This is a genomic window from Saccharomonospora amisosensis (genome assembly GCF_011761185.1).
In the GTDB taxonomy this organism is placed as follows: domain Bacteria; phylum Actinomycetota; class Actinomycetes; order Mycobacteriales; family Pseudonocardiaceae; genus Saccharomonospora_A; species Saccharomonospora_A amisosensis.
Window position 1 is genome coordinate 3,179,930 of record NZ_JAAOYM010000001.1, and the last position, 24,513, is coordinate 3,204,442.

Annotated in this window: 25 protein-coding genes; 6 read left to right on the forward strand and 19 right to left on the reverse strand. The window is 69.4% G+C overall.

The genetic code is table 11. The annotated features are described in order from the left end of the window. Positions 1–80 precede the first annotated feature (80 nt). Positions 81–1,226, reverse strand: coding sequence for a CaiB/BaiF CoA transferase family protein (locus FHU38_RS15405; RefSeq protein ID WP_167171971.1), 1,146 nt, complete (start codon positions 1,224–1,226; stop codon positions 81–83). Positions 1,227–1,258: 32 nt separating this feature from the next. Next, entirely contained in the window at positions 1,259–2,380 is a 1,122-nt protein-coding gene (locus tag FHU38_RS15410) for an acyl-CoA dehydrogenase family protein (protein ID WP_167171974.1), read from the reverse strand. 121 nt (positions 2,381–2,501) lie between these two features. Between FHU38_RS15410 and FHU38_RS15415 the strand changes: the two genes are divergently transcribed. Together FHU38_RS15415 and FHU38_RS15420 are read left to right on the forward strand one after the other, a co-directional pair. After that, the gene (locus tag FHU38_RS15415; RefSeq protein WP_167171977.1) at positions 2,502–3,107 is read left to right on the forward strand and encodes a TetR/AcrR family transcriptional regulator; all 606 of its coding nucleotides are present in this window, start codon (positions 2,502–2,504) and stop codon (positions 3,105–3,107) included. A gap of 74 nt (positions 3,108–3,181) precedes the next feature. Next, positions 3,182–4,783, forward strand: coding sequence for a succinic semialdehyde dehydrogenase (locus FHU38_RS15420; protein WP_167171981.1), 1,602 nt, complete (start codon positions 3,182–3,184; stop codon positions 4,781–4,783). An 11-nt stretch (positions 4,784–4,794) separates the two neighbouring features. Here FHU38_RS15420 and FHU38_RS15425 read toward each other — a convergent pair whose 3' ends face one another. The 4 genes from FHU38_RS15425 to FHU38_RS15440 all read right to left on the reverse strand — a co-directional run bounded on the left by FHU38_RS15425 (position 4,795) and on the right by FHU38_RS15440 (position 9,259). Continuing rightward, positions 4,795–7,806 (reverse strand): helix-turn-helix transcriptional regulator, encoded by a 3,012-nt coding sequence (locus FHU38_RS15425; RefSeq protein ID WP_167171984.1) that lies wholly within the window; start codon positions 7,804–7,806, stop codon positions 4,795–4,797. Between the two features lie 44 nt (positions 7,807–7,850). Beyond that, entirely contained in the window at positions 7,851–8,015 is a 165-nt protein-coding gene (locus FHU38_RS15430) for a hypothetical protein (RefSeq protein WP_167171986.1), read from the reverse strand. 162 nt (positions 8,016–8,177) lie between these two features. After that, a complete protein-coding gene (locus FHU38_RS15435; RefSeq protein ID WP_208415691.1) occupies positions 8,178–8,384 on the reverse strand; it encodes a DUF397 domain-containing protein in 207 nt (68 codons plus the stop codon). Between the two features lie 14 nt (positions 8,385–8,398). After that, a complete protein-coding gene (locus FHU38_RS15440; protein WP_167171988.1) occupies positions 8,399–9,259 on the reverse strand; it encodes a helix-turn-helix domain-containing protein in 861 nt (286 codons plus the stop codon). Between the two features lie 189 nt (positions 9,260–9,448). Between FHU38_RS15440 and FHU38_RS15445 the strand changes: the two genes are divergently transcribed. Beyond that, positions 9,449–9,817 (forward strand): hypothetical protein, encoded by a 369-nt coding sequence (locus FHU38_RS15445; RefSeq protein WP_167171991.1) that lies wholly within the window; start codon positions 9,449–9,451, stop codon positions 9,815–9,817. On the opposite strand, the gene tesB is transcribed toward FHU38_RS15445, so the two are convergent. From tesB to FHU38_RS15480, 7 genes are all read right to left on the reverse strand, one after another. Continuing rightward, complete coding sequence (gene tesB, locus FHU38_RS15450; protein ID WP_167171994.1) at positions 9,805–10,722, reverse strand: acyl-CoA thioesterase II; 918 nt, start codon at positions 10,720–10,722, stop codon at positions 9,805–9,807. The two genes, FHU38_RS15445 and tesB, sit on opposite strands and share 13 nt — an antisense overlap. A 37-nt stretch (positions 10,723–10,759) precedes the next feature. Next, positions 10,760–12,184 (reverse strand): pyruvate kinase, encoded by a 1,425-nt coding sequence (gene pyk, locus FHU38_RS15455; RefSeq protein WP_167171997.1) that lies wholly within the window; start codon positions 12,182–12,184, stop codon positions 10,760–10,762. Positions 12,185–12,285: 101 nt separating this feature from the next. Further along, complete coding sequence (locus FHU38_RS15460) at positions 12,286–12,963, reverse strand: DUF2461 domain-containing protein (protein WP_167171999.1); 678 nt, start codon at positions 12,961–12,963, stop codon at positions 12,286–12,288. Positions 12,964–13,008: 45 nt separating this feature from the next. Next, positions 13,009–13,653, reverse strand: a complete 645-nt coding sequence (locus tag FHU38_RS15465; protein ID WP_167172002.1) for a cation transporter — start codon at positions 13,651–13,653, stop codon at positions 13,009–13,011. Continuing rightward, positions 13,650–14,003, reverse strand: coding sequence for a Cd(II)/Pb(II)-sensing metalloregulatory transcriptional regulator CmtR (gene cmtR / locus FHU38_RS15470; protein WP_167172006.1), 354 nt, complete (start codon positions 14,001–14,003; stop codon positions 13,650–13,652). The genes FHU38_RS15465 and cmtR overlap by 4 nt, the downstream gene beginning before the upstream one ends. Positions 14,004–14,184: 181 nt before the next feature. Beyond that, complete coding sequence (locus FHU38_RS15475; protein ID WP_167172009.1) at positions 14,185–15,702, reverse strand: SLC13 family permease; 1,518 nt, start codon at positions 15,700–15,702, stop codon at positions 14,185–14,187. A 122-nt stretch (positions 15,703–15,824) separates the two neighbouring features. After that, a complete protein-coding gene (locus FHU38_RS15480; RefSeq protein WP_167172012.1) occupies positions 15,825–16,850 on the reverse strand; it encodes a 6-phosphofructokinase in 1,026 nt (341 codons plus the stop codon). 260 nt (positions 16,851–17,110) lie between these two features. Here FHU38_RS15480 and FHU38_RS15485 point away from each other — a divergent pair, with 260 nt between their 5' ends. Next, positions 17,111–18,202, forward strand: coding sequence for a 3-deoxy-7-phosphoheptulonate synthase (locus FHU38_RS15485; protein WP_167172015.1), 1,092 nt, complete (start codon positions 17,111–17,113; stop codon positions 18,200–18,202). A 20-nt stretch (positions 18,203–18,222) separates the two neighbouring features. Here the strand turns inward: FHU38_RS15485 and FHU38_RS15490 are convergent, their stop codons facing one another. Together FHU38_RS15490 and FHU38_RS15495 are read right to left on the reverse strand one after the other, a co-directional pair. Further along, a complete protein-coding gene (locus FHU38_RS15490; RefSeq protein WP_167172019.1) occupies positions 18,223–18,726 on the reverse strand; it encodes a polyadenylate-specific 3'-exoribonuclease AS in 504 nt (167 codons plus the stop codon). A gap of 42 nt (positions 18,727–18,768) precedes the next feature. Continuing rightward, on the reverse strand, positions 18,769–19,530 hold the full coding sequence (locus FHU38_RS15495) for a lysophospholipid acyltransferase family protein (RefSeq protein ID WP_167172022.1): 762 nt from the start codon (positions 19,528–19,530) through the stop codon (positions 18,769–18,771). Between the two features lie 225 nt (positions 19,531–19,755). Here FHU38_RS15495 and FHU38_RS15500 point away from each other — a divergent pair, with 225 nt between their 5' ends. Together FHU38_RS15500 and FHU38_RS15505 are read left to right on the forward strand one after the other, a co-directional pair. Continuing rightward, the gene (locus FHU38_RS15500; RefSeq protein ID WP_167172025.1) at positions 19,756–20,517 is read left to right on the forward strand and encodes an alpha/beta hydrolase; all 762 of its coding nucleotides are present in this window, start codon (positions 19,756–19,758) and stop codon (positions 20,515–20,517) included. Next, a complete protein-coding gene (locus FHU38_RS15505) occupies positions 20,514–21,077 on the forward strand; it encodes a hypothetical protein (RefSeq protein WP_167172028.1) in 564 nt (187 codons plus the stop codon). The genes FHU38_RS15500 and FHU38_RS15505 overlap by 4 nt, the downstream gene beginning before the upstream one ends. Before the next feature lie 51 nt (positions 21,078–21,128). Here FHU38_RS15505 and FHU38_RS15510 read toward each other — a convergent pair whose 3' ends face one another. Genes FHU38_RS15510 through FHU38_RS15525 form a run of 4 tightly spaced genes read right to left on the reverse strand, consistent with a single transcriptional unit; the run spans position 21,129 to position 24,512 of the window. Beyond that, positions 21,129–22,016, reverse strand: a complete 888-nt coding sequence (locus tag FHU38_RS15510) for an NUDIX domain-containing protein (protein ID WP_167172031.1) — start codon at positions 22,014–22,016, stop codon at positions 21,129–21,131. A 13-nt stretch (positions 22,017–22,029) separates the two neighbouring features. After that, positions 22,030–22,983, reverse strand: a complete 954-nt coding sequence (locus tag FHU38_RS15515) for an ROK family protein (RefSeq protein ID WP_167172034.1) — start codon at positions 22,981–22,983, stop codon at positions 22,030–22,032. Further along, positions 22,984–23,382 (reverse strand): hypothetical protein, encoded by a 399-nt coding sequence (locus FHU38_RS15520; RefSeq protein ID WP_167172037.1) that lies wholly within the window; start codon positions 23,380–23,382, stop codon positions 22,984–22,986. Further along, on the reverse strand, positions 23,379–24,512 hold the full coding sequence (locus FHU38_RS15525) for an ArsA family ATPase (RefSeq protein WP_167172041.1): 1,134 nt from the start codon (positions 24,510–24,512) through the stop codon (positions 23,379–23,381). The genes FHU38_RS15520 and FHU38_RS15525 overlap by 4 nt, the downstream gene beginning before the upstream one ends. Position 24,513 lies beyond the last annotated feature (1 nt).

Below are 24,513 nucleotides of genomic sequence, written 5' to 3' on the forward strand. Positions count from 1 at the left end.
AGCCGGTAACCGCCCGTGTCCGCGTGGCCCTCAGGACTCTAGGTCCCCCTGCCGCCGTGAGCCGTCACGACACGCCGCCCTCAGTTCACCGCGCCCGCGTCACGCAACCGCTCGATCTCGCCGTCGGCGAGTCCGAGTTCCTCCGACAGCACGGCCGCAGTGTCGGCGCCCTTCTGGTGAGGTGCCCCCGGCGCGGCCGCAGGGGTGCGGTCGAACTTCGGTCCCGGTGCGGGTTGCACGACGCCATCGACCTCCACGAACGTGCCCCGCGCCTCGTTGTGCGGGTGCGACGCCGCCTCCCACGGGGACAACACCGGGGTCAGACACGCGTCGGTGCCCTCTGCCATGGCGACCAGCTCGTCCCTGGTGTATTTGCCTATGGTCTCGGTGAGTTTCTCCCGCAGCCGGGGCCATTCCCGCTTGTCGAGGTGGTTGGGCAGTTCCTCACCCTCAAGCCCGAGCACCCGCACCAACGCCGCCCAGAACCGCATCTCGAGTGCGCCGACGGCGACGTACTTGCCGTCAGCGGTCTCGTAGGTGTCGTAGAAGGGCGCGCCGGTGTCGAGCATGTTCTCGCCACGCTGGCCGTCCCACAGCCCGCTCGCCCGCAACCCGTGCAGCTGGGCGGTGAGCAGTGCTGCGCCGTCGACCATCGAGGCGTCCACCACCTGCCCCTGACCAGAGGAAGTCCGCTCGTACAGCGCGGCGAGCACGCCCATCGCGAGGAACAGCCCGCCGCCACCGAAATCGGCGAGGAAGTTCACCGGCGGCAGCGGCCGCTGTCCCGCCCTGCCGATGGCGTGCAGCGCCCCCGACAGGCCGAGATAGTTGATGTCGTGCCCCGCCCTTGGCGCAAGCGGACCGTCCTGGCCCCAGCCGGTGATCCGGCCGTAAACCAGCCGCGGGTTGCGGGCGTGCACCTGTTGCGGGCCAAGTCCCATCCGCTCCGCGACACCGGGCCGGAAACCCTCGACGAGCACGTCGGCTCGCTCGGCGAGCTTCAGCACCAACTCCACGCCCTCGGCGGTCTTGGTGTTCACGCCGATGGTCCTGCGGCTGCGCAGCAGCGGGTCGTAGGGCATTCCCAGCACGTCCTCGCCGGGGGTCGCCCTGTCCACCCTGATCACGTCCGCGCCGAGGTCGGCGAGGATCGTGCAGGCGAACGGAGCTGGCGCGAGGCCGGCGAGTTCGATCACCTTGAGCCCGCTCAGCGGACCAGCGTTCATCGATTGAATCCCTTCCTGGTTCCGCCTCGCCCTCACAGCGTGCGGGAGATGATGTCCTTCATGATCTCGCTGGTCCCGCCGAAGATCCGCGAGATCCGCACGTCGGCCCACGCCCTCGCGATCGGATACTCGGTCATGTAGCCGTAGCCGCCGAACAGCTGGACGCACTCGTCGATCACCTTGTTGACCCGCTCGGTGGTCCACAGCTTCGCCATCGCGGCGCCCTGCACGTCCAGTTCTCCCCGCAGGTGCCGCTCGATGCACTGGTCGAGGAAGGCCCGCGACACCGCGGCTTCGGTGGCGGCCTCGGCGAGCTTGAACTTGGTGTTCTGGAAGCCGAAGATCGGCCTGCCGAACGCGGTGCGTTCCTTGGTGTACTCGATGGTCTTGTCCACCGCGCCCTCCATGCCCGCGACCGCGGTGACGGCGATGATGAGCCGCTCCTGCGGAAGCTGCTCCATCAACTGGATGAAGCCACGGCCTTCCTCCTCACCGAGCAGGTTCTGCGCGGGCACGCGGACGTCGTCGAAGAACAGTTCGGCCGTGTCCTGGCCGCGCAGGCCTACCTTGTCCAGCACGCGGCCCCGCCGAAAGCCCGGCGTGGAGGTCTCGACCGCGATCAGCGAGACGCCCTTGGCGCCCGCCTCCGGGTCGGTCTTCACCGCGACGACGACGAGGTCGGCGTGGGCGCCGTTGGTGATGAAGGTCTTGGAACCGTTGATGACGTAGTGGTCGCCGTCGCGCACCGCGCGGGTCTTGATGCCCTGTAGGTCGGAACCGGTACCGGGCTCGGTCATCGCGATGGCCCCGACGTACTCACCGCTGGCGAGCTTGGGCAGCCACTCCCGCTTGCGCTCCTCGCTCGCGTAGGCGAGCAGGTAGTGCGCGACGATTCCGTTGTGGACGGACACGCCCCACGCGCCGTCACCGCAGCGGGCCTGCTCCTCGTAGAGAACGGCCTCGTGCGCGAAGGTGCCGCCACCGCCACCGTATTCCTCCGGAATGGACAGTGCGAGCAGGCCGACCTCCCCCGCCTTGGTCCATACCTCGCGGTCGATCTGCTTCTGGGCCATCCACCGCTCCTGATTCCCAGCGAGTTCCTTGACGCAGAAACTCCTCGCCAGGTCGCGGAAGTCGTCGAGTTCCTCGTTCATCCACGAGCTTCTCTGGATGGTGAGCGCCACGGTGCCTCCTGGGACTGGAAAACATTACGGTTGGAAGGTAAGTTATACCCGGAATGTACATCGGTCCCGTCGACGGGTAAAGGGAATCGCTGTGACGACGCGAGAACGCGGACACCGCACGCAGGCGCAGCGCCGTGCCGAGACCCGGGCGGCGCTGCTCGACGCGACGATCGACTGCCTTGTCGAACTCGGTTACGCGCGCTCGTCGATGCAGGAGATCTGCTCGCGGGCGGGAGTGTCCAAGGGTGCCGCGCAGCACCACTTCGCGGGCAAGGCACAACTGATGGCCGCGGCGGTCGAGCACCTTGCGACCAAACTGAAGCAACAGCGCACACCGGACGCCGAGAGCCTGCCGGACGGGCCCGCACGCGTGGCCGCGGCGATCGACCTGCTGTGGCGCGCGTACTCGGGCACCCTCGCCAGCGCCGCGATGGAACTGTGGGTGGCCGCACGCACCGATCCCGAACTCCGGGCGGCGATGCGCCCCGTCGATCGCGCACTCGGCCGCTCGACGCTGGAAGATCTCGCCACGCTGTCCGGCGACCTGCCGAGGCAGAACCTGGAGACGCTGTACTGGCTCACCGTGAACCTCACCCGAGGGCTGGCGCTGGACGCCGAACTGGGGGGTGACCCGCAGCGCAGGGCGCAACTGCTGGAGGAGTGGAAGCGGATCGCGACGACGCTGTACGCCCGCTGAGCCGGCCGGGCCACCCGCCGTACTGACGGTATGTTCTACTACTCGTCAGTAACAACCGGGCTCTCGGAGGTGTCATGACGAGCACGACGCCGGTGAATCCGTCCCGACCGGCCACGATCGGCGGGGTGCCAGGCGCTCCGCGCACGAGCAGAGCGGCCGAGTTGGCCGACCGCGCCGTGGGCGGCCTGCACAACGCGCCCATCGAGCTGAAGGCCCCTTTCACCGGGCTGACCACCGCGACCCTGCCGCAGGCCACCGAGCATGAGGTGCGGGCCGCGTTCGAACGCGCCCGCGAGGCACAGCGGGCCTGGGCACGCCGCCCGGTCCGGGAGCGGGCACGAGTGCTGCGTCACCTGCACGACCTCGTACTCGACAAGCAGGCAGAAGCGCTCGATCTCATCCAGATCGAAGCGGGCAAGTCCAGGCTCGACGCCTTCGACGAGATCAGCGCGACCGCGCTCGTCGCCGCCTACTACGGCAAGCACGGGCCGGGCATTCTCGCTCCGCGCAGGGTGGCCGGTGTACTCCCGCTGCTGACCAAGGCAGGGCAACTGCACCATCCCAAGGGCGTGGTGGGAGTGATCTCACCGTGGAACTACCCGCTGGCGCTCACCGCGATGGACGTGTTGCCCGCACTGCTCGCGGGCAACACCGTTGTGCAGAAGCCGGACAACCAGACGGCCCTTTCGGCGCTGTGGCTGCACGAACTGGCCTGCGCCGCGGGCTTGCCGCCGCAGGCGTGGCAGATCGTGCTCGGCAGGGGCTCACAGATCGGCGACGCGCTGGTAGAAGAGCCCGACTACGTCTGCTTCACCGGTTCGACCCCGACAGGCAAGCGGCTGGCGGGCCGGATCGCGCAGCGGCTCACCGGCTACTCGCTGGAACTCGGCGGCAAGAACCCGATGCTCGTGCTGCCGGACGCGGATGTCTCCAAGGCCGCCGCGGGCGCGGTCGCGGCTTGCTTCTCCTCCGCGGGGCAGTTGTGCGTTTCCGTGGAGCGCATCTACGTGCACGACAGCATCGCCGAGGAGTTCATCGCCGCCTTCGCGCGGCGTACCGAAGCGCTGCGGCTGGGAGGAACCCTCGACTACGGCACGGACATGGGCTCGCTCACCTCCACCGGGCAGCTACGGGCGGTGTCGGCGCACGTCGACGATGCCCGCGCGCAGGGCGCCACGGTGGTGACCGGCGGCAAGGCACGGCCCGACATCGGCCCGCTGTTCTACGAGCCCACGATCCTCACCGGGGTGCCGGAGACGGCCAGGGTGTTCGCCGAGGAAACCTTCGGGCCCGTGGTGTCGGTGTACCGCTACTCAAACGTCGACGATGCCGTCGAGCGTGCCAACGACACCGAGTTCGGGCTCAACGCGAGTGTGTGGTCACGCGACGGCAAGCGGGGCTGGGAGATCGCCGCCAGGCTGAGGGCGGGCACGGTGAACGTGAACGAGGGCTACGCCGCCACGTTCGGTACGGTGGGACTCCCGATGGGCGGTATGAAGGAGTCCGGCGTCGGCCGCCGCAACGGCGCGGAGGGGCTGCTGAAGTACACCGAGTCGCAGTCGATCGCCGTACAGCGTGGAATGCGGCTGCGCCCCTTCCCCGGCATGCCACCGCGGATCTGGACCACGTTGATGACACTGGGCATGCGCCTGCTCGCCCGACTACCTCGCCGCTGAGCACTGGTGGCTCACCGCCGGGTGAGCAGCCCCCGGTCGTAGGCGATGGCCACGGCCTCGGCCCTCCTGCTGGCGCCGAGCTTGGCCATCGCCCGCGACAGGTGCACGCTCACCGTCTTCTCGCTGATGTAGAGGTCCTCGCCCACCTGCCGGTTGGTGCGGCCGAGCGCGACGCGCTCCAGCACCGCGTGCTCCCTCTCGGTGAGCGGTCCTCTGCCCTGGTCACGCCGCACCGGCTCGTCCGCCAGGCTGATCCTGGCGCGGCGGGCCAGCGCCTCCACCGCATGGCGTAGCGGTTCCGCGCCGAGCTTGCCCGCCACCTCGTGGGCCCGGCGCAGTGATTTCGCCGCCGCCGCGGGTTCGCCCTCGGTAAGCAAGCTCCGCGCGTGCTGCCATTCGCACACCGCCTGGTCGTAGACCGCGCCGTAGCCGAAGGCCTCGGCGGCCTTCGCCCACAGTGCCGGGTCGGCCGGGCCGCCCAGCAGCTCACCGGCAACGGCTTCTAGCCTTGCCAGCCACGCCTGCCCCTCCGGGCCGAGTGTGCCGGAACGCGGGCGACCCTTCGTCGCGCACAGCCTGGCGAGTTCCACCAGCTTCGCCCCCATTCCCGCCGCTTCGGCCTCGGCGGCGCTGTCGCCGCGTGACCGGGCATCGGCCAGCCACGCCACGCACGCCTCCGCGCCGAGCGTGGCCACCCGCACACCTCCCAGCCCTAACGCGTACAACCGCTCCAGCCAGCCGATACCCTCCTGCGCGCTGAGCGCGGCCTGCCGGTACTCGCCCCGCCAGAAGGCCAATTCGGCGCCTGCCGTGCTCGCCTCGAGCGCTACCAAGATGTCGTGGCGCCACTGCCCGCGCAGTTCGGCGATCAGCCGCTCCGCTTCGGCGAAGCGGCCCCTGGCGACCGCGAGGTGACTCCACGGGCAGCTGAGCATCGCGGCCACCGCACCGGACTCCACCGAGCCCGGTCGGTCCTGTTCGGACTCACCCGGCCAGTCGCCGCTCAGATAGCGCAACGACACCAGCCGTGAGCGGGCCGCGACACCGAAGGTGCTCCACAGCAGCCCCGACTCCTCCGCACGCTCCACCACCCGGCGATACAGCTCCATCGCGGGCACCAGGTCGGCGTGATCGTCGTGGCTGAGCGCGTAGAAATACCTCGCCCTCAGTTCGGTGCCGACCGCGCCCGCCGTCTGCGCCTTGCGGGCGGCCTCCGCCAGCAGCCGGCGCGCCTGCTCGGCATCGCCGTCGGCATCGGCGAGCGTGCCGAGTGTGGCCAGCGCCGAAGCCTCCGGTGCGGCGGCGCCGCTTGTCCTGCCGTCCGCGACCGCGGTGCGAGCGCTGTCCGCGGCCTCGTCGAAGCGCTCCATGCCGCGAAGAATCTGCGCCCTGGTGGCGAAAACCCAGGCGCGATCCGCGCTCGGCTCGGCATCGGTGACGAGTTCCCACGCCCGGTCAATCGCTTCCTCCGCCTCTATGAAGGTGCTGTCGAGCACCATCAGGGCTTCGGCGAGCCTGCGCCAGACCAGTGCGGCGCGCTGGGGCGCGATCTCGGGTCCCAGCGTGTCCACCGCCGAACGCGCGAACGCGATCGCCCGCTCCGGTTCCCCTGACGTCCCGGCGAAATAGGAGGCCTGCAGCAGCAGGCCCAGTTCGTCGTGATCGCCGGGTCTTTCCCGCGGCGACACGGCATCCCAGATCTCGAGTGCCTGTTCAACGTGCCGCAGCGCGGCACCGGGGGCGCCGATCCGGTCCGCCTCGTCGGCAGCCCGCAGCGAGGCGGCCAGCGCCGTGGCGAAGTCCTTGCTCTCCAGGCTGTGGTAGGCAAGCTTGGCCTCCGCGCCGCGGTCCTGCGGTACCGAACGCAGCCTGCTCGCGTAGGCCGCGTGCATACGGACCCGCTCCCCCGGCAGCAGGTCACCGTAGACGGCTTCACGCTGCAACGCGTGCCGGAACAGGTAGCAGCCACGTTCGACAACCAGCACATGGTGCTGCACCGCCTCGCGCAGTGCCTCCTCCAGTTCCGGCTCGGCCATACCGCTCACCTCCGCGAGCGCGGCATGGCTCACCGCCTCGCTGGCGACCGCCACCGCACGCAACATACTGCGGGTGTCCGGTGTCAGCCGCTCCAACCGCGCCAGCAGCACCTCGGCCAACCCGGAGGGCAGGTCGGTTCCCTCGCAGTCGGTTCCCGACGCCAGCAGTTCCTCGACGAAGAACGGGTTGCCCTGCGACCGGGACACCACACTGTCTACGACGTGCTCCGGCAACGGCTCATCGGCCAGCGCCGCCACGAACGCCCGCGCGTCGTGCGGCGTGAACGCCGACAGTTCCACCCGCTCGACCGCGGGCAGCCGCACCAACTCGGCAAGCAGTCCCCGCAGCGGGTGCCGCCGGTGCACGTCCTCCTCCCGGTAGCTGCCGACCACGAGCAGCCGGTGATCCGCCAGCCTTGACAGCAGAAACGAGAACAGGTTGCGGGTGGACCGGTCGGCCCAGTGCAGGTCTTCCAGCACAAGCAGCACGGGCCGGTGAACGGACAGCTCCGCCAGCGTCCCCAGCACGGCGTCGAACAGCTGCAGCTGCCCGAGGTCCTGCTCGGCGTGCACCCGCCTGCCCTCGTGATCCGCCGTCGAGGAATGCCCGGGCCCAGGTCCGGCGCTCGCCTCCCCCTGCTGAGTGGGCAACAGCCTGGCGAGTGCGGGGCGAGCCCGAACCGCGCCCGCCACCGCCTCGTCGTCGATCGCGGTGAGTGTGGCGAGTGCCTCGGCGAAGGGCAGGTAGGGCAGTCCGCCCTCCTTGATGTCGATGCAGCGGCCGGTCAGTACCAGCGCCCCGTTGGTGGCGGCGTGCTCGGCCAGTTCGGTGAGCACCCTGGTCTTGCCGACCCCCGCGTCGCCCGCCAGCAACACACCCGCGGCCCTCGCCTGCCGCGCGCGGGCGAACGCGGCTCGCAACCGGGACAACTCGTCGGCGCGACCGATGATAGGGATACCGGAACCAAGACGGGGCACAACTCGCATTCTTGCCTATACCTGCGACAGTTCCGTAGCGGTTTTGCCCACGGCTAACGGCCGCGCCCTCTGCGAGCGTTTTCCCGCGATTCGGCACGCTGTCGAGGCAGTTCCGTGCGGCGCGCCCGCCACCTGCCACCTGCCTTGCGCAGTTCCTCCGTGCGGTACTCGACCTCGGCCAACGTCGCGTCCGAAGCCCGGTCCCCTGGCATCCTCATCGCCTGTCACTCCTCACCCTTGTTCGTGGTGAGTTCCAGACTGGTGCGCAGGGGTGCCTCGCGGCATCGGGCGATCACGCAGGCCTGAGACGGATCGACCCCTTACCCGTGGCCGAGCAGGGAAGACCACGGGTAAGGGGTCCGCGACGATCGAGAGGCGGGTCAGTGCGGGTTCAACACACCCGACCGCGCGGCCTCGAGCAGGGCGTCCCATTCGGCTGCCGGGACCGCCAACGCACCCGCGGCGGGGTTCTTCGAGTCGCGCAACGCGGCCCCGTCACCGGTGAAGGCGACCTCGACACAGTCGTTGCCGCCGCCACTGTAGCTGCTCTTTCGCCACTTCAGGCCGGATAGCTCCATGTCGCTCATGATCCCTACTCCGTTCACTCGCTTCGTTGTTCGAACCGCCGTGCCGCGTCGGCGATCACGTTGACCGAGTCGTCCGGCCCGAGCGCGGCGGCCCGCAAATGATCGAACATGAGGGCATAGCGCCGCACATCGGGCTCCAGTTCCAGATACACGCCGCTGCTCGTGCTGTCCACGTATACGACGTCGGGGTCGGCTTGCTCGGGAAAGCCGAGGATGAGAAAGGGGCCCTCCATTCCCGGATGCGCCCCCGCGCCGAACGGCACCACCTGGATGGTCACGTGCGGCAACTGAGCGACGTCGGCCAACCTGCCCAGTTGCTCGGCCATCACCTCAGCTCCGCCGACGACCCTTCGCAGCACCGCCTCGTCCACAACGGCCCAGTACTCGGGTGGACTCGGATCGCTGAGCAGCCGCTGCCGGGTCATCCGCGCGGCGACTCTGCGCTCGATCTCGGCATCGGCCGCATCGGGCCGCATCGCGTGGATCACCGCCCTGGCGTAGCGCTCGGTCTGCAACAGGCCGGGCACCAGCAATGCCTGGAACGCACGTAACGAGCTGGCATCCGCCTCCAGCCCCACGAAGGCACCGGTGAACACCTCGTTATAGGCGTGCCACCAGCCGCGCTTGCGGGCCTCTCTCGCCAGCTGGACCAACGCCTCCTGCTCGTCTCCCCGTACCCCGTACAGCTCGAGCATGTCCCGCGCGTCTCGCGGGGTGACCCCCACGTGCCCGGTTTCGATCCGGCTGATCTTCGATGCCGAACACTCGAGTTTCTCGCCGACCTCATCGATCGTCAGCTCAGCCCGTTCCCGGAGCCGCCGCAGTTCGCTGGCCAGCCTGCGCCGTCGAACGGTCGGCCCCTGCCCTCGTGTCATGGCCTCACCTCCGGTTCATCCGCCCCGCAACATCTAACCAGCCGCTCAACGCGGCAACTGACCCCTTGGGCCGGGCGGTGCCGGGATTGCCCGATCGATGGACTGCAAATTGCAGTTCCGGCTTGTATCCTGCATCGTGCGCCGAACGACAACGACCGGCGCCAGGACCGGCGAACATCGGGAGGACACGTGGCCGGGCGCGATCCCATCGTCACCCCCCTCCAGGCGAGCGTCCACCGCAAACTCGACGAACTCGCTCTCGAGGGCAACGACGCCTCATCCGAGATGCGGCCAGAGCCGGGCGCCGCCAGCACGGCGCTGCTGGCGGGCGCCCTCCGCAGCGTGCTGGCCGACCACAGACTCGACCCCAGCGGCCACTGCGCGTTCTGCCACGGCCGCCGCAGACCGTTCTCCCGCAGACGCTCCCGGCTGCCGTGCCGCGCCTACCTCGCGGCGCAGATCAGCCTGGGTACCGGAGACGACACGGCTGAGGAACTGTCAGCGGATTCGAACGGCCACCACCGCCGCCGCAAGCCCTCGCTGCACTACGCGGGGTGATCGGGCAACCGAATGAGGCCCTCTTGGACGACGGTGGCGATGTGCTGACCAGAACGGGAGAAGAAGCGCCCTGTCGCCAACCCTCGACCACCGGAAGCCGTCGGTGAAGCGCTGTCGTAGAGCAGCCACTCGTCGGCGCGGAACGGCCGGTGGAACCACAGCGCGTGGTCCAGACTGGCGCCGATCACTCTGTCGAGATCCCAGTACACCCCGTGGCTTGCCAGTACCGAGTCCAGCAACGTCATGTCGGAGGCGTAGGTCAGCACGCAGACGTGCAGCAGCCGGTCGTCCGGAAGCGTGCCGTCCGCACGCATCCAGACCTGGTTGCGCGAAGGGCGCTTCGGATTGCCCCGCGTCACCCACGGCGGTTCGGTGACGTAGCGGATGTCGATCGGTCTGGGCTGCGACCGCAATCCGAGCCGGTCGGCGTACTCTGCGGTGCGCTCGCTCAGTGTCGGCAGCGACTCCGGCGCGGGCACGTCCGGCATCTGCTCCGCGTGCTCCACGCCCTCCTCTGCCAGCTGGAACGACGCCGACAGCGAGAAGATGGCCTTGCCGTGCTGGACTGCGACCACCCTGCGGGTGGTGAACGACCTGCCGTCGCGGATGCGGTCAACCTCGTAGACGATCGGTACCTTCGGGTCACCCGGCCGGATGAAGTACGCGTGCAGGGAGTGCACTCCGCGTTCCGGCGGCACTGTGCGGCCTGCCGCCACGAGAGACTGTCCTGCCACCTGCCCGCCGAACACCCGGGTCGGCGAGTGCGGCGGGCTCACGCCACGGTAGATGTTCTCCTCGATCCGTTCCAGGTCGAGCAGCGCGACAAGCCGGTCGAGCACCGGCTGCCCGCCGAGACCGCCATCGGTGTCCAGCCCGGAAGCCGCCTGCCTTGCCAGCTCAGTCATGCGGGTAATTCAACACGGTCGGTGCCCGCACGCCTCGTCACGCGTGGTCTTCCTCACCGAGCCGGTGAACCCGGATGAGGTTGGTGGACCCGACGGTGCCTGGAGGCGAGCCCGCGACGATCACGACCAGGTCGCCGGGCTGGTAGCGGCCCGTCTCCAGCATCGCGTGGTCGACCTGCTGGATCATCCGGTCCGTGGAATCGACCTGGGACACGATCCTGGCCGTGGTGCCCCAGGTCATCGACAGCTGGCAACGCACGCTCTCCAGTGGAGTGAACGCCAGCAGCGGCAGCCTGGTGTGCAGGCGCGCGAGCCTTCGAACGGTGTCGCCGGATTGAGTGAACGCGACGAGCGCCTTGGCATTGAGCCGCTCACCGATGTCGCGGGCGGCGTAGGAGATCACACCGCGTTTGGTTCTGGGAACGTGGCTCAGCGGCGGAACGGACGGCATGTCCGCCTCAACCGCCTCCACGATCCTGCTCATCGTCTCGACCGTCTCGATCGGATACCGGCCCACGCTGGTCTCGCCGGAGAGCATGACCGCGTCGGCGCCGTCAAGGACGGCGTTGGCGACGTCGGAGGCCTCCGCCCTGGTTGGCCTCGAATTGTTGATCATTGAGTCGAGCATCTGCGTCGCCACGATCACGGGTTTGGCGTTCTCCCTCGCGATCTGGATGGCGCGCTTCTGCACCAGAGGCACCTGCTCCAGCGGCAACTCGACGCCGAGGTCTCCCCTGGCGACCATGAGGCCGTCGAAGGCGAGCACGATCGCCTCCAGGTTGTAGACCGCCTCAGGTTTCTCCAGCTTGGCTATGACCGGAACACGACCCGTTCCAACGCGGTCCATCACCTGATGCACGAGGTCGATGTCGGCGGGCGAGCGCACGAACGACAGTGCGACGAAGTCGACACCGAGTTCCAGCGCGAACCGCAGGTCCTCCAGGTCTTTCTCCGACAGCGCGGGCACGGACACGTCCATGCCCGGCAGCGAGACGCCCTTGTTGTTGCTGACCTGACCGCCCTCGGTGACCTCGCAGATCACGTCCGGACCCTCGACGCGCTCCACGACAAGGCCCACCTTGCCGTCGTCGACGAGGAGACGGTCACCGGGCTTGGCGTCCTTGGCGAGTCCCTTGTACGTCGTGGCAACCCGATCGTGTGTGCCCGCGATATCCTCGACCGTGATCCGGACGCGGTCGCCGGTACGCCACTCCACAGGTCCGCCCGCGAACGTGCCGAGTCTGATCTTCGGACCCTGCAGGTCGGCGAGGATACCGACGGCACGGCCGCTCTCCGCCGATGCCGACCTGATCAGGTCGTAGACCTGCTTGTGGTCACCGTGGCTGCCGTGGCTGAAGTTCATCCTGGCGACGTCCATGCCCGCGTCGACCAGCGAGCGGACCTTGTCCGCTGTCGCCGTCGCAGGACCGAGAGTGCACACGATCTTTGCTCGTCGGCTCACACTCGCAAAGCCTAGCCGCTTCTCGCCCTCCCGTCTGTACCGATCCCGAGATCGTTAAGGCCTTCCCTGGCCGTTCATGTGGAATTCGACCTCGTTCGACCTCAACGTTGTTGGCTGGGACCGACGTGGGTGTCGGCCCACGCGTTGAGCGCACGCAGCTCCCGCCAGCCCGAACGCACCAGACCAAGGCACTCCCGGTTGTGCAGCGTGTCGTCAGGCTCCCAGCCGCGCAACGCGTACAGCGAGCGGTGCCGTAACAGCTCCAACCTCGGATGATCAGCGGGAACACCCCTCGGCCTCGTCTTGAGCAACTCGCCGCCGACCTGCCAACCGTCGCGCCGCAGTTGGTCCACGACCTCGCGCAACCGCTCGCCGTGCGGCTCGGCGTCCACCGCACGCCGGAACCGCGCGAGCTGGTCGGCGGCGAGATGGAAGCAGCCACCCCCGACGCGCAGCCCGTCCGGTCCCACCTCGACGTAGTAGGCGCCACCACCCCTGCCGCGTTCGATCACGGCACCGCAGTGCGTCTTGTAAGGACTCTTGTCCCTGGCGAAGCGCACGTCGCGGAACGGACGGAACACCTTGGCGTCGGCTCCCGCACCGAGTTCGTCGAGGAACTCGCCTGCCAGCTCAGCGAGCAACGCCTCCATCGGCTCGCGCACGTCCCGCCGGTAGACGGCGAGGTTGTCCTGCCAGTAGGTCCGGGAGTTGTCGGCGGCGAGCCCTGCGAAGAAGTCGACGGCGTACTCACCGAATCCGGCGAAGGGACGGCTGCCCATGGCTGCCACGCTACTGCGCCGGTCACCGACGCCCTGGCGGGCGGGTCAGCAGCAGTGCTCGCCGCGCCATGCCTCGCGCCCTTCCCGCACCGCCATCGCGGCGATCAACAGTGCGACCGCGGGGTCGGCCCATGCCCAGCCGAGCGTCGCGTTGAGCACCAGTCCGACGAGCAGCACCCCGGAAAGGTAGGCACACAGCAGCGTCTGCCTGCAATCCGCGACCGCGCTCGCCGAGGCAAGCTCGCGGCCCGCGCGCCGCTGCGCGTACGACAGCAACGGCATGACCAGCAGCGACACCGCCGCCAGCACGATCCCGACGGTCGAAGGGTCCGCCTGCTCCGCGCCGAGCAGCGACCGCACCGATTCGACGGTGACGTAGGCGGCCAGCGCGAAGAACGACACTGCGACAACCCGCAGCGCGATCCGCTCTCGCGCACGCGGGTCCGGCCCGGAGAACTGCCATGCCACCGCGGCGGCCGAGGAAACCTCGATCACCGAGTCGAGCCCGAAGCCGATCAACGCCATGGAATTGGCCACCGCGCCCGCGGAGATGGCGATGACGGCCTCGACCACGTTGTAGGTGATCGTGGCGCTGACGAGCAGCCGCACGCGTCGCGACAACACCGCTTCGCGGTCGCCGCTGAGGGCGTCCGACGCCCGCCCGCCCGCATCGCCCGCGTGCCCGGTCACGCGCGCACCTCCCGCTGCCCTGTCGAGGTGGGCTCATCATCGAGGCACGGTTGAGCGTCGTCGACGGCGAGGACCACCTTCACCAGCTCCTCGAGCGCCTTGGCCAGGTGGCTGTCGGCCAGCGCGTAACGCACCTGGCGCCCCTCGTAAGTCGCGACCACGAGACCACAACCGCGCAGGCAGGCGAGGTGGTTCGACACATTGGAACGGCTCAGCCCCAGCCGCTGGGCCAGCAGCCCCGGGTAGTTCACACCTTCGAGCAGAGCCACCAGGATCCGGCACCGCGTCGGATCCGCCAGCGCACGGCCGAGCCGGGCCAGCGCCTCGACCCGCGTCTCATACGTCAGCATGCGCAAAATAGTACAGCATCGACTGACATATCGGCCATCGCTGACCTCGGCTCGCCGACGCGGGCTCGTGACGAGCGTCGATCACTCGCCACGAGCCCGAACGCCGGGATCGCCATCGGCCCAACTCGGGGCCTCGGCAGTTCAGGGCCTCAGCAGTTCAGGGCCTCAGCAGTTCAGGGCCTCAGTAGTTCAGGCCGAGCACCCAGCCGCCTAGCGTGTAGGCGGCAAGCGTGACCAGCACGAGCCCGACCACGTTGAGCCACACCCCGCCTCGGACCATCTGTCCGATGGTGACGTGGCCGGACCCGAACGCGATGGCGTTGGGCGGCGTCGCGACCGGCAGCATGAACGCGCAGGTCGCGGCCAACGCGGCGGGCACAACCAACACCATCGGCCCGTGTCCCAGACCCACCGCGACGCCGCCGAGAATCGGCAGGAACGCGGCGGTGGTCGCGGTGTTGCTCGTCAGCTCCGTCAGCAGCAGCACCAGCAGCACCACCACCGCCGCCACCAAGATGACGGGCAGGCCTGCCAGTCCGCCCACCTGCTGGCCGATCCACTTGCTGAGCCCGGTGTCGGTGAAGTGGCTCGACAGGCTCAACCCGCCGCCGAACAGCAGCAGGATTCCCCACGGCAGCTGCTTGGCGTGGTCCCAGTCCAGCGTCCGCACACCGCGCCTGCCCTCGACGGGAAGGGCGAACAGCACCACGGCGGCCGCCATGGCGATACCCGCGTCGGAGATGTTGTCCAGCCACGGCAGCGCACCGGCGATCGCGTCCACGTCGGCGAGCGCCGGAATGACGATCCAGGACACCGCCGCGAGCACGAACACCGCGAGCGCGTTGCGCTCACCCCTGCTCATCGGCCCGAGTTCGGCCAGCTGCTCCCGGATGAGTTCCTGCCCACCCGGCAACGACTTCAGCTTCGGCGGGAACACGACCCTGGTCAGCAGCAACCACGCAAGGAAAAGGAACACCACCGAGATCGGCAGCCCGAACAGCATCCACTCGCCGAAGGAAATGCTGATGTCGAAGTTGTCCTCGAGGTAGCCAACCAGCAACGTGTTGGGCGGTGTACCGATGATCGTGCTCAACGAGCCGATGGAAGCCGCATAGGCGATGCCGAGCAGCAACGCGGTCGAGAAGTTGCGGTCGCCACCGCTGCCTCCCTCCGCCGCGCCGAGCTGGCTCACCAGGCCGAGCACGGAAACCCCGATCGGCACCATCATCACCGCGGTGGCGGTGTTGCTGACCCACATGCTGAGGAACGCGGTGGCGATCATGAATCCCGCGATCAGCATGACGGGGCGGGTACCGACCGAGAGCACGGTGCGCAGCGCGATGCGCTTGTGCAGGTTCCACCGCTGCATCGCCAGCGCGATCATGAACCCACCCATGAACAGGAAGATCACGTCGTCGGCGTAGGGCGCGGCCGCATCCTCGATCTCGCTGACCCCGAGGAACGGGAACAACACCAGCGGCAGCAACGCGGTCGCGGCCAGCGGCAACGCCTCGCTGACCCACCACACCGCCATCAACACGGCGACCGCTCCGGTGATCCTGGCCGGGGTCGGCAGGTCGCCCGGCAGTAACAGGAAGGCGACGACGGCAAGAATCGGGCCGAGCGTGAGCCCGATCCACTGCCGCCGCGCCCTGCCCTGTGTCTCGGTCGTCGATTCGCCGGCAACGGACTGAGACATCACTCACCTCCAACGCTGGGGTGCCGGGAATGTACCGCCTCGGGCGGACATTGTTCACACCATTGCGCGATTGGTGGGAGATTGCCGTCAGCCGGACCGTGCCGTGGGGAGCACGCGGCCGATCAGCCGAAGAAGACCTCCGCCTCGGCATACCGTGCGGGTGGCACGGTCTTGAGTTCGGCCGTGGCCTCGGCGAGCTTCGCCCGCACGATGTCGGTGCCGCGAAGAGCGACCATCACGCCGAAGTCACCGTCGGCAACGGCGTCGACGGCATGCAGGCCGAACCGGGTGGCCAGCACCCGGTCGTACGCGGTGGGGGTGCCACCTCGCTGGGTGTGCCCGAGCACCACCGCACGCGACTCCTTGCCGGTGCGCGAGGCGATCTCCTCGGCCAGCCAGGTACCGACACCACCAAGCCGGACATGCCCGAAGGCGTCCTTCTCCCCGCTCTGCAACACTTCGGCGCCGCCCTCCGGCAACGCGCCCTCGGCCACGACGATGATCGGTGCGTACTCACGCTCGAACCGGCGTGACACCCACTCCACGACCTTGTCCACCGAGAACGGCCGCTCAGGAACGAGGATGCCGCTCGCCCCGCCTGCCAGGCCCGAATGCAGGGCGATCCAGCCCGCGTGCCTGCCCATGACCTCGACAACGAGGGCGCGATGATGCGACTCGGCCGTGGTGTGCAACCGGTCGATCGCCTCGGTGGCGATGTGCACGGCCGTGTCGAATCCGAAGGTGTAGTCGGTGGCGCCAAGATCGTTGTCGATGGTCTTCGGCACGCCGACCACGTTGATCCCCTCCTCGGTGAGCCGGTTGGCGACGCCGAGGGTGTCCTCACCACCGATCGCGATCAGCGCGTCGACCCCCTTGTCGGCCAGCACGGCCTTGATCTTGTCGGGGCCGCCCTCCTCCTTGTACGGGTTGGTGCGTGAGGAGCCGAGTATCGTGCCACCGCGCGTGAGGATGCCTTCGACGTCGTCGCGCTCCAGCGGCTTTCCCGCCCCGGTGAGCGGGCCTCGCCAACCGTCGCGGAAGCCGAAGATGTCCCAGCCGTGCATCTCGATGCCCTTGCGGGTCACCGCACGGATCACCGCGTTGAGCCCAGGGCAGTCGCCGCCACCGGTCAGCACACCGACTCGCATCAGATTCAGTCCTCCGCCGCTTGTTCTCCGGTCACGCCTCGTACTCGGCCGTGCGCCTGCAAGCCTAGCGGGGACGGCTCTTGATCGTTGCAGCAGAGCGGCTCTGTTAGAGTCGCGGGCGTGCGGCGTTATTTCTGGTTTAGCGGACCGGCCCGAGGTGGGCCGGTCGGCGACGCCGCGCGCTGACCACTGCCACCTCGAGCCGGACGCCAAGCCGGCTCGCGGTACTCGACGGGGCGGCTTGCGGAAAGGAAGCCCCCATGTCACCAGTCGCCGGTCCCGCGGATTCGGCTGATTCACTGCGGCAGCTGGACAATCTCCGCACCACCTCGGTCCGTCCGCTGATCTCACCCGCGCTGTTGCGTGAGGAGCACCCCGTCAGCCCGGCGGTCGCCAAGACCGTCGCGCAGGGCCGTGCCGAGGCCGTGGACATTCTCGACGGCCGAGACGATCGGTTGCTCGTGGTCGTCGGGCCGTGTTCGGTGCACGATCCCGCGGCCGCCATGGAATACGCCGGTCTGCTCGCCGAGCAGGCACAGCGACTTCGCGACGCGTTGCACATCGTGATGCGGGTCTACTTCGAGAAGCCGCGCACCACGCTGGGCTGGAAGGGCCTGATCAACGACCCGGAGTTGGACGGCAGCTTCGATGTCAACAAGGGGCTTCGGACGGCACGGCGGTTGTTGCTCGACATCTCCGCGCTCGGGCTGCCGGTCGGTTGCGAGTTCCTCGACCCGATCACCCCGCAGTTCATCGCCGACACTGTGTCGTGGGGTTCCATCGGGGCGCGCACCGCGGCCAGCCAGGTGCACCGCCAGTTGTGCAGCGCACTGTCGATGCCGGTGGGCATCAAGAACTCCACGGAGGGCGACGTGCAGGTGGCGGTGGACGCCACCAAGGCGGCGGCGGCAAGCCACGTGTTCGCGGGCATCAACGCCGACGGCCTCGCCGCGCTGTTCACCACCTCGGGAAACCCAGACTGCCACGTCATCCTGCGTGGCGGCTCGGCCGGACCGAACCACGACGCGGGTACCGTGCGCGACACCCTCGACCGGCTGCGCCAGGCCGGGTTGCCGCGACGAGTGATGATCGACGCCAGCCACGGCAACAGCGGCAAGGACCACCACCGGCAGGCCGAGGTGGTCGCCGAACTCGCGGGCCGTATCGGCGCGGGAGAACGCGGCGTCGCCGGCGTGCTGCTGGAGAGCTTCCTGCGAGCAGGGCGGCAGGACCTGACCCTGGGCAGGGCGGCCGAACTGATCTACGGGCGCAGCATCACCGACGCCTGCATGGATTGGCCCACAACGGCGGCGCTGCTGGACGAACTGGCCTCGGCGGTGCGGGGGCGCTGAGCCCCCGCCCTGCCGCCCGGTCAGCGTTTCGACGACTCCTCGCGCTGGCGTGCCTGCTCCATGGCGCGCCAGCGCGCCAGGTTGTGCCTGGCGTCGGCGAGCGCGTCGTGCGCGTCGTCCGGCGCGGTCGGCAGTTTGGGTTTGCCGAGGTCCTCCCACCGCTGCCGCAGGTCGCGGGTGAACCGGGGCAGCTGCCTTGGCAGCGCGGGCATCGGTCCCCACAACTGGGCGAGCGCCACGTGGTCGTACGCGGCGAACCACGCCCACAACTCGATGCCGCCTGCCGGGTTGCCGAAGTACTCCAGCAGGTCGGCACGAATGCGGTCGCGGCTGCGCCAGACCGGGTCGCCCGGTGAGGGCAGCTTCGTCAGCACGTGCTCGCGAACCCAGGGACCGGCCTTGCCCGGGTCGAACTCGGTGGACACCGCGTAGAACTCTCGTCCCCGCTCGTCCACGACACCGATCGACACCAGATCGATGGTCACGCCGTCCTCGATGAACTCGGTGTCGTAGAAGAACCGCACCGAAGGGACGGTACTAAACGGCGCTCGGCGTGCGCGGGCGGCTCAGCCCGCCTTCGTCTCCGGCAGCCGGGCGCGGTCCAGCGCTCCCGGTTGGGCCGGTACGGCAGGCCGCACCCCGGCCTCCTCCGCGGCGAGCAACTCCTTCGCCTTGGCCGCGTACACGTCGACGTACTCCTGACCGGACAGCTCCATCAACGCGTACATGATCTCGTCGGTGATCGAGCGCTCCACGAACCGGTCACCGGAAAGGCCGTCGTAACGCGAGAAGTCCAGCGGCTCGCCGAACCTGATCTCCAGCTTGCGTGGCCGCCACAGCTTCGAGCCGATCGGGTTGACGCGCTCGGTGCCGATCATCACGACCGGGACCACCGGCACCCGCGCCTCGAGCGCGATGCGGGCGACGCCGGTCTTGCCCTTGTAGAGCCTTCCGTCGGGCGAGCGCGTGCCCTCCGGGTAGATCCCGAGCAACCGCCCTTCCCGCAGCAGCCGGATGGCTGTGTCGATGGCTGCCTGCGCGGCCGAGCCGCCGGAGCGGTCGATGGGGAACTGCCCAACGCCCGTGAAGAACCACTTCTTGAGCCTGCCTTTGAGGCCCTTCTCGGTGAAGTACTCCTGCTTCGCGGGAAAGGTGACCCTGCGCTTGACGTATAGCGGCATGAAGAAGGAGTCGGCGACCGCGAGGTGGTTGCTCGCCAGGATCGCGCCGCCCATGCGCGGGATGTGCTCCAGCCCGGTGACCTTGGTCGGCCACAGCAGCCGAAGCAGGGGCCCCAGCAGGACGTACTTCATGAGGCGATACAGCACTACGGTTGCCCTCCTCCGGCGCCAGACCTGGCGAGCCTCCAGCATTCCAGCCTACGAACCTTCGCGCAGGCCGCACAACATCGGGCACCCGGTAACCAGGCCGTCGCGACAGATCTCACAGGTGGCCCTGTGGGCCGACCGGGCATCGGCCCCACCCCCACACCCATGCGAACATGGTGGGACCAAGCTTGCGGACCAAGCTTCACGGGGAAGGGCAGATCGGGCATGCCTGTGCTCGCTGGTGCGGAGCCGTTCTCGCACACCGGCTCGACCGAGGTCGGGGTACTGCTGTGTCACGGCTTCACCGGGACACCGGCGAGCATGCGTCCGTGGGGTGAGCACCTCGCCACCGAGGGTTTCACGCTGAGCTGTCCCAGGTTGCCAGGACACGGTACGACGTGGCAGGAGTGCAACCGCACACGCTGGCCCGACTGGTACGACCGCGTGCGTTCGGAGTTCGACTCACTGGCGCGCCGTTGCGACTCGGTGTTCGTGTTCGGCCTGTCCATGGGTGGCACGCTGGCGTTGCGTCTGGCCGAGGAGCTGGGCCCTGCCGTGGCGGGGCTGGTGCTGGTGAACCCCTCGGTACTCACCCTGCGCAGGGACGCCAAGCTGCTCGCGGTGCTGGCCCCGTTCCTGGCTTCGGTGAAGGGTGTGGCCGGTGACATCGCCAAGCCGGGGGTTACCGAGCTGGCCTACGACCGCACCCCCGTGCGGGCGGCCGCCAGCCTGAGCCGGTTGTGGAAGGTCGTCAGGCAGGACCTGCACAAGGTCAACCAGCCGCTGCTGCTGGCACATTCGATCGTTGACCACGTCGTGGAGCCGGTGAACTCCCGCGTCGTCGCGGAGAGCGTGCGCAGCCGCGAGCTGACCGACCTGCCGCTGCGCGACAGCTACCACGTGGCGACGCTGGACAACGACGCGCCACTGCTGTTCGAACGTAGTGTGGCGTTCGTGCGAGCCGTCAGAGGTGTTGGTGCCCGATGAGCAGACTGTCAGGCGCGGACGGCCCCGAGGACGTCGACGCGACGTTCGAGCGAATCGTGGCCGACCTGCGGGCGCAGGGCGTCGGAGCGCACGGCGACGAACCGGACGATCTCGACGATTTCTCCGGTGGTGCCGACACCGAGGACCGCACCGACCGCACCGACTCCACCGGCACGGCCGACACCAGGTCCCCGCGTGAGTCGGAACCGAGGACGCGCGAACTCGGCGAGCCGGAGGCGACGCGGGCGAGCGGTGGCTGGCGCGAGAGCGAGACCGGCTGGGACGAGACCATGTTCGGTCCCGACCCCGGTAACGACGAGCACTACGTGCCCCCGGAGCCGCCTCCGCTGCCGAGGCCACGCAAGGGCGCCTTCATCGTGTTGCTGTTTTTCGTCGTCGGCCTGCTGCTGTTGATCTCACCCGGTGTCATCGGGCTGAACAGCACGATCGGCACTCCGCTCGGGATGCTGGCGCTCGCCATCGGCATAGCGCTCGGGTTGCTGCGCGTCAGGCAGGGGCCCCCTGACGGCGCTGACCCCACCAACGGCGCCCAGGTCTGACAACGGCGCACAACGGCGCGGGCTCCTCGAACCGGCTTCACCGCACCGGCCTCACTGCGGGCACTCCAGCTCGTCGAGCAGGCTCAGCAACGCGGAGGGACCCGCGATGTCGCAGCCGTCGGCGCGCACCCGCTCCCGCAAGACACGGTCGGCGGTCACCACGACCACGTGGTCTCTCGGCCGGAGGCGCCGGCACTCCCGGGTGGCGCGCACGATCTCGCTGTCCCCGTCCGTGGCCGCCGCGACCACCTCAACCGCCGGGATACCTGCCGTGTTCCTGGCCTGCCCCTCCACGACGAGAACGACACGCGGCCACCACAGCCAACCGCCGCCGGGCCGCAGACCGAGTTCGGCCGCACGGACACCGGTGTGGGTGAGAACGGCGAGCCGATCACGCAGCCTGCGTGCCGCGGCCGCACGATCGCGCCACCAGCCGTCGGGCCGCGAGCCCACCACGTTGGCGGCATCGACCAGCAATACCAGCTCCCTGTCGAGCTGCGGGCGCAGCGTCGGCCACGCGGCGGCGAAGTCCCGGTGCAGCGGGTAGCTTTCCACCTCCTCGGGGGGCACCCAGCGCAGTTCCGTGCTCTCCTCGTTGGCCACCCGAGCGCGTACGGGCTGCTGAGTGGTGGCCAGCACCGTGGTGTAGCTCCAGGTGCCATGGTCCTCGGTGCGCGCCGCCAGTGCCCGAACGGCGTCGGCGGGTACGGCGGTCTCCTCCTCGGTCTCCCTCATCGCGGCCCGCGCGGGCGACTCACCTGTGCGTACGGCTCCGCCCGGCAGCGCCCAGGTCTGGCCGTGATGTGTCCAGCCTGCTCTGTGTTGCAGCAGCACTCCGCGTGTGGGGTCGGTCAGCAGCAGACCCGCCGCACCGTGCAGTCCCCAATGGCGATGTCCACAGGCGCAGCTGACGAAACCGTCCCCGTCACCGAGCAGCATCGGACCAGCCTAGTCAACACATGGCCAAGGTCTGCTCGCGCGCGAGCGCCGCTGCTCCGACCAGCGCTGTCTCGTCGCCCAGCTGCGCCGTGCGGATGCGTGCGAGCGGGCGGTGCCCCGCACCGGTGACGGCGTGCGCGTAGTGCTCACGGGCTTCGTCGAGAAACAGCGGCGCCGACTCCGACACGCCTCCCGCGATCACCACCACCTCGGGGTCGTACACGTCGGCCACCAGTGCGAGACCCTCGCCGAGCCATCTGGCCAACTCCGCCATCGCTCGTTGCGCGATCGGATCGCCGTCCCTGGCGGCGCCCGCCACCCTCCTGCCCGTGATCGAGCCGGGATCGCCCGCTGTCTCCCATGCCAGCACCGTCGAGCGCCCCGGGTTGCGAGCCAGCAGCTCCACGGCGGTCGCGGCGAGCGCGGTGCCGCTGCAGTAGCGCTCCCAGCAGCCGTGCTTACCGCACGGGCAGGTCCGCCCTCCCGGCACCACGCACAGGTGACCCAGTTCCGGAGCCACCCCGTGCGCGCCGCGAAAAATCCGACCGTCCAGCAGCAGCCCGGCACCGATGCCGGTGCCGATCGCCACCAGCGTCGCCACACGTGAGCCTCGCGCGGCACCGAACCGGTGCTCGGCGACCGCGGCCGCGTTGGCGTCGTGCTCCAGGGTGACCGGCAGCCCCACCCGTTTGGAAATGCGGTCGGCGACGGGCGCCCCGCGCCAGGGCAGGTGCGGTGCGAACATGACCGAACGCCGGTCGGAGCGCACGAACGCCGCCACCGCCAGCCCAACGGCGCCTACCTCGTGCCGGTTGCGCAACTCGTCGATCACGCCCGCGACGGCGTCCTCGAGAGCGGACTCGTCACTCGGCGTGCCCACCCTCGCGGTGTCCAGCAGGGCGCCCTGCTCGTCGACGACACCGGCCCGCACGCTGGTACCGCCCACATCGACGCCGATAGCCAGCATCTAGCGGTCCCACCCCGCCGCCGGGCGAACGGGGATGTGCTGCACGCGGGCGGCCCGCTGCTCGCGCGCCGCCGGCTCCGGCCTCGGGCCCGGGGTGAAGCCCGGCATGTGCACCCCCTCGTGCGGCTGCCACCGGTCGGCAAGCACGGCACGCAGCAACGCCACCAGTTGGGCTGCCTGTTCGAGCAGGCGTGCCGCGAACTCGGGCCGCTCCCCCCGCACCACGGCCACCACCGCACACAACGGGCACCACCCGCAACTGAAATCGCCGTGCTCGGCCCGCGGCCCGTGTCCGGCCCGCACGACGCCGTCCAGCCACGGCGCTGCCCGCTCGACGACCAACTCGACGAGCAACCGGATCTCCTCGGCGAGCCGGGCACCGTATTCCGCTTCCGTCATGAGCTCTTCTCCAGCCGCACGAGCAGGCCCCGCGCGTCCGACTCGGCGCCGACCACCCGGCAGTGCCGCAGCGGCTCGGGCAGTGCCAGCAGCCTGCGAAAGCCGTCGATTGTGACAGCGAGATCGTCGTCCACTCTGGCGAGATCGACCACCGAATCCCTCGAAAGCGGCAGCGCGATCCGCAACTCGTATCCGTTGTCCACCTCGGACACCCGCAGCAGCGGCGCGCTGTCATTCTCACCGGTGAGCGGACTCGCCTCCCCGTACAGCTCGTTCGCGATCTCCAGCAGTGCGGCGAGCCCAACCGGTTCCTCGGCCCGGTGTTCCACCGAGCGCAGCAGCGGCTCGGCGAGCCCGCCGGCGCGCAACTCCTCGAGCACCCGCTCCTGCTCCGCCCTGCGGGTGCACAGCCAGGCCGCGGCGGAGCCGCGCCACCGTCCCGGCGCGGGCACCAGCCGGTTGGCTACCAGACCGTCGACCCGGATGCCTCGCAGCGCCAGCGAGGTCAACGTGCGGCGGGTCTCGGCGACCACCATGCGTTCCGGTGTCAGCACGAGCCGGACGGTGGTGGTCTCGCGGTCGGTGAGCAGTTCCCGCAGCGATTCCAGATGAGTTGCCAGCCGTTGCACCGACCGGGAGAGGCCGAACCTGGTCCTCCACCCGTATGCCCGATCGAGGTAGCCACTGACCGCCTCAGGCAGCGCGAGCAGCCGCAGTGTCTCCGCGGTCGGGCCACAGTCGACCACGACGCTGTCCCACGGCCCCGTCTCGATCAGCCTGCGCACCTCGGTCAACGCCAGCAACTCGTCGACCCCGGGCAACACGGTGAGTTCGGCTGCCTCGAGCGCGTCAAGCCCCGCCCCGGTGAGCGCTGCGCGCAACTGCTCCCGCAGTGTGGTCCACGCGCTGTCCACCAGCCCCCTGGCGTCCACCTGCGCGGCGTGCAGGCTGCTTTCCACTTCGGCGGGCTCGCAGGCGAGCGGCAGGCCGAACGCGTCCGAGAGCGAGTGCGCGGGATCGGTGGACACCACGAGCGTCTTGCGTCCCCGCTTCGCGAGGCGGGCGGCGGTCGCCGCGGCGAGCGTCGTCTTGCCGACGCCGCCCTTGCCGGTAAACAGCAGGACGCGCACG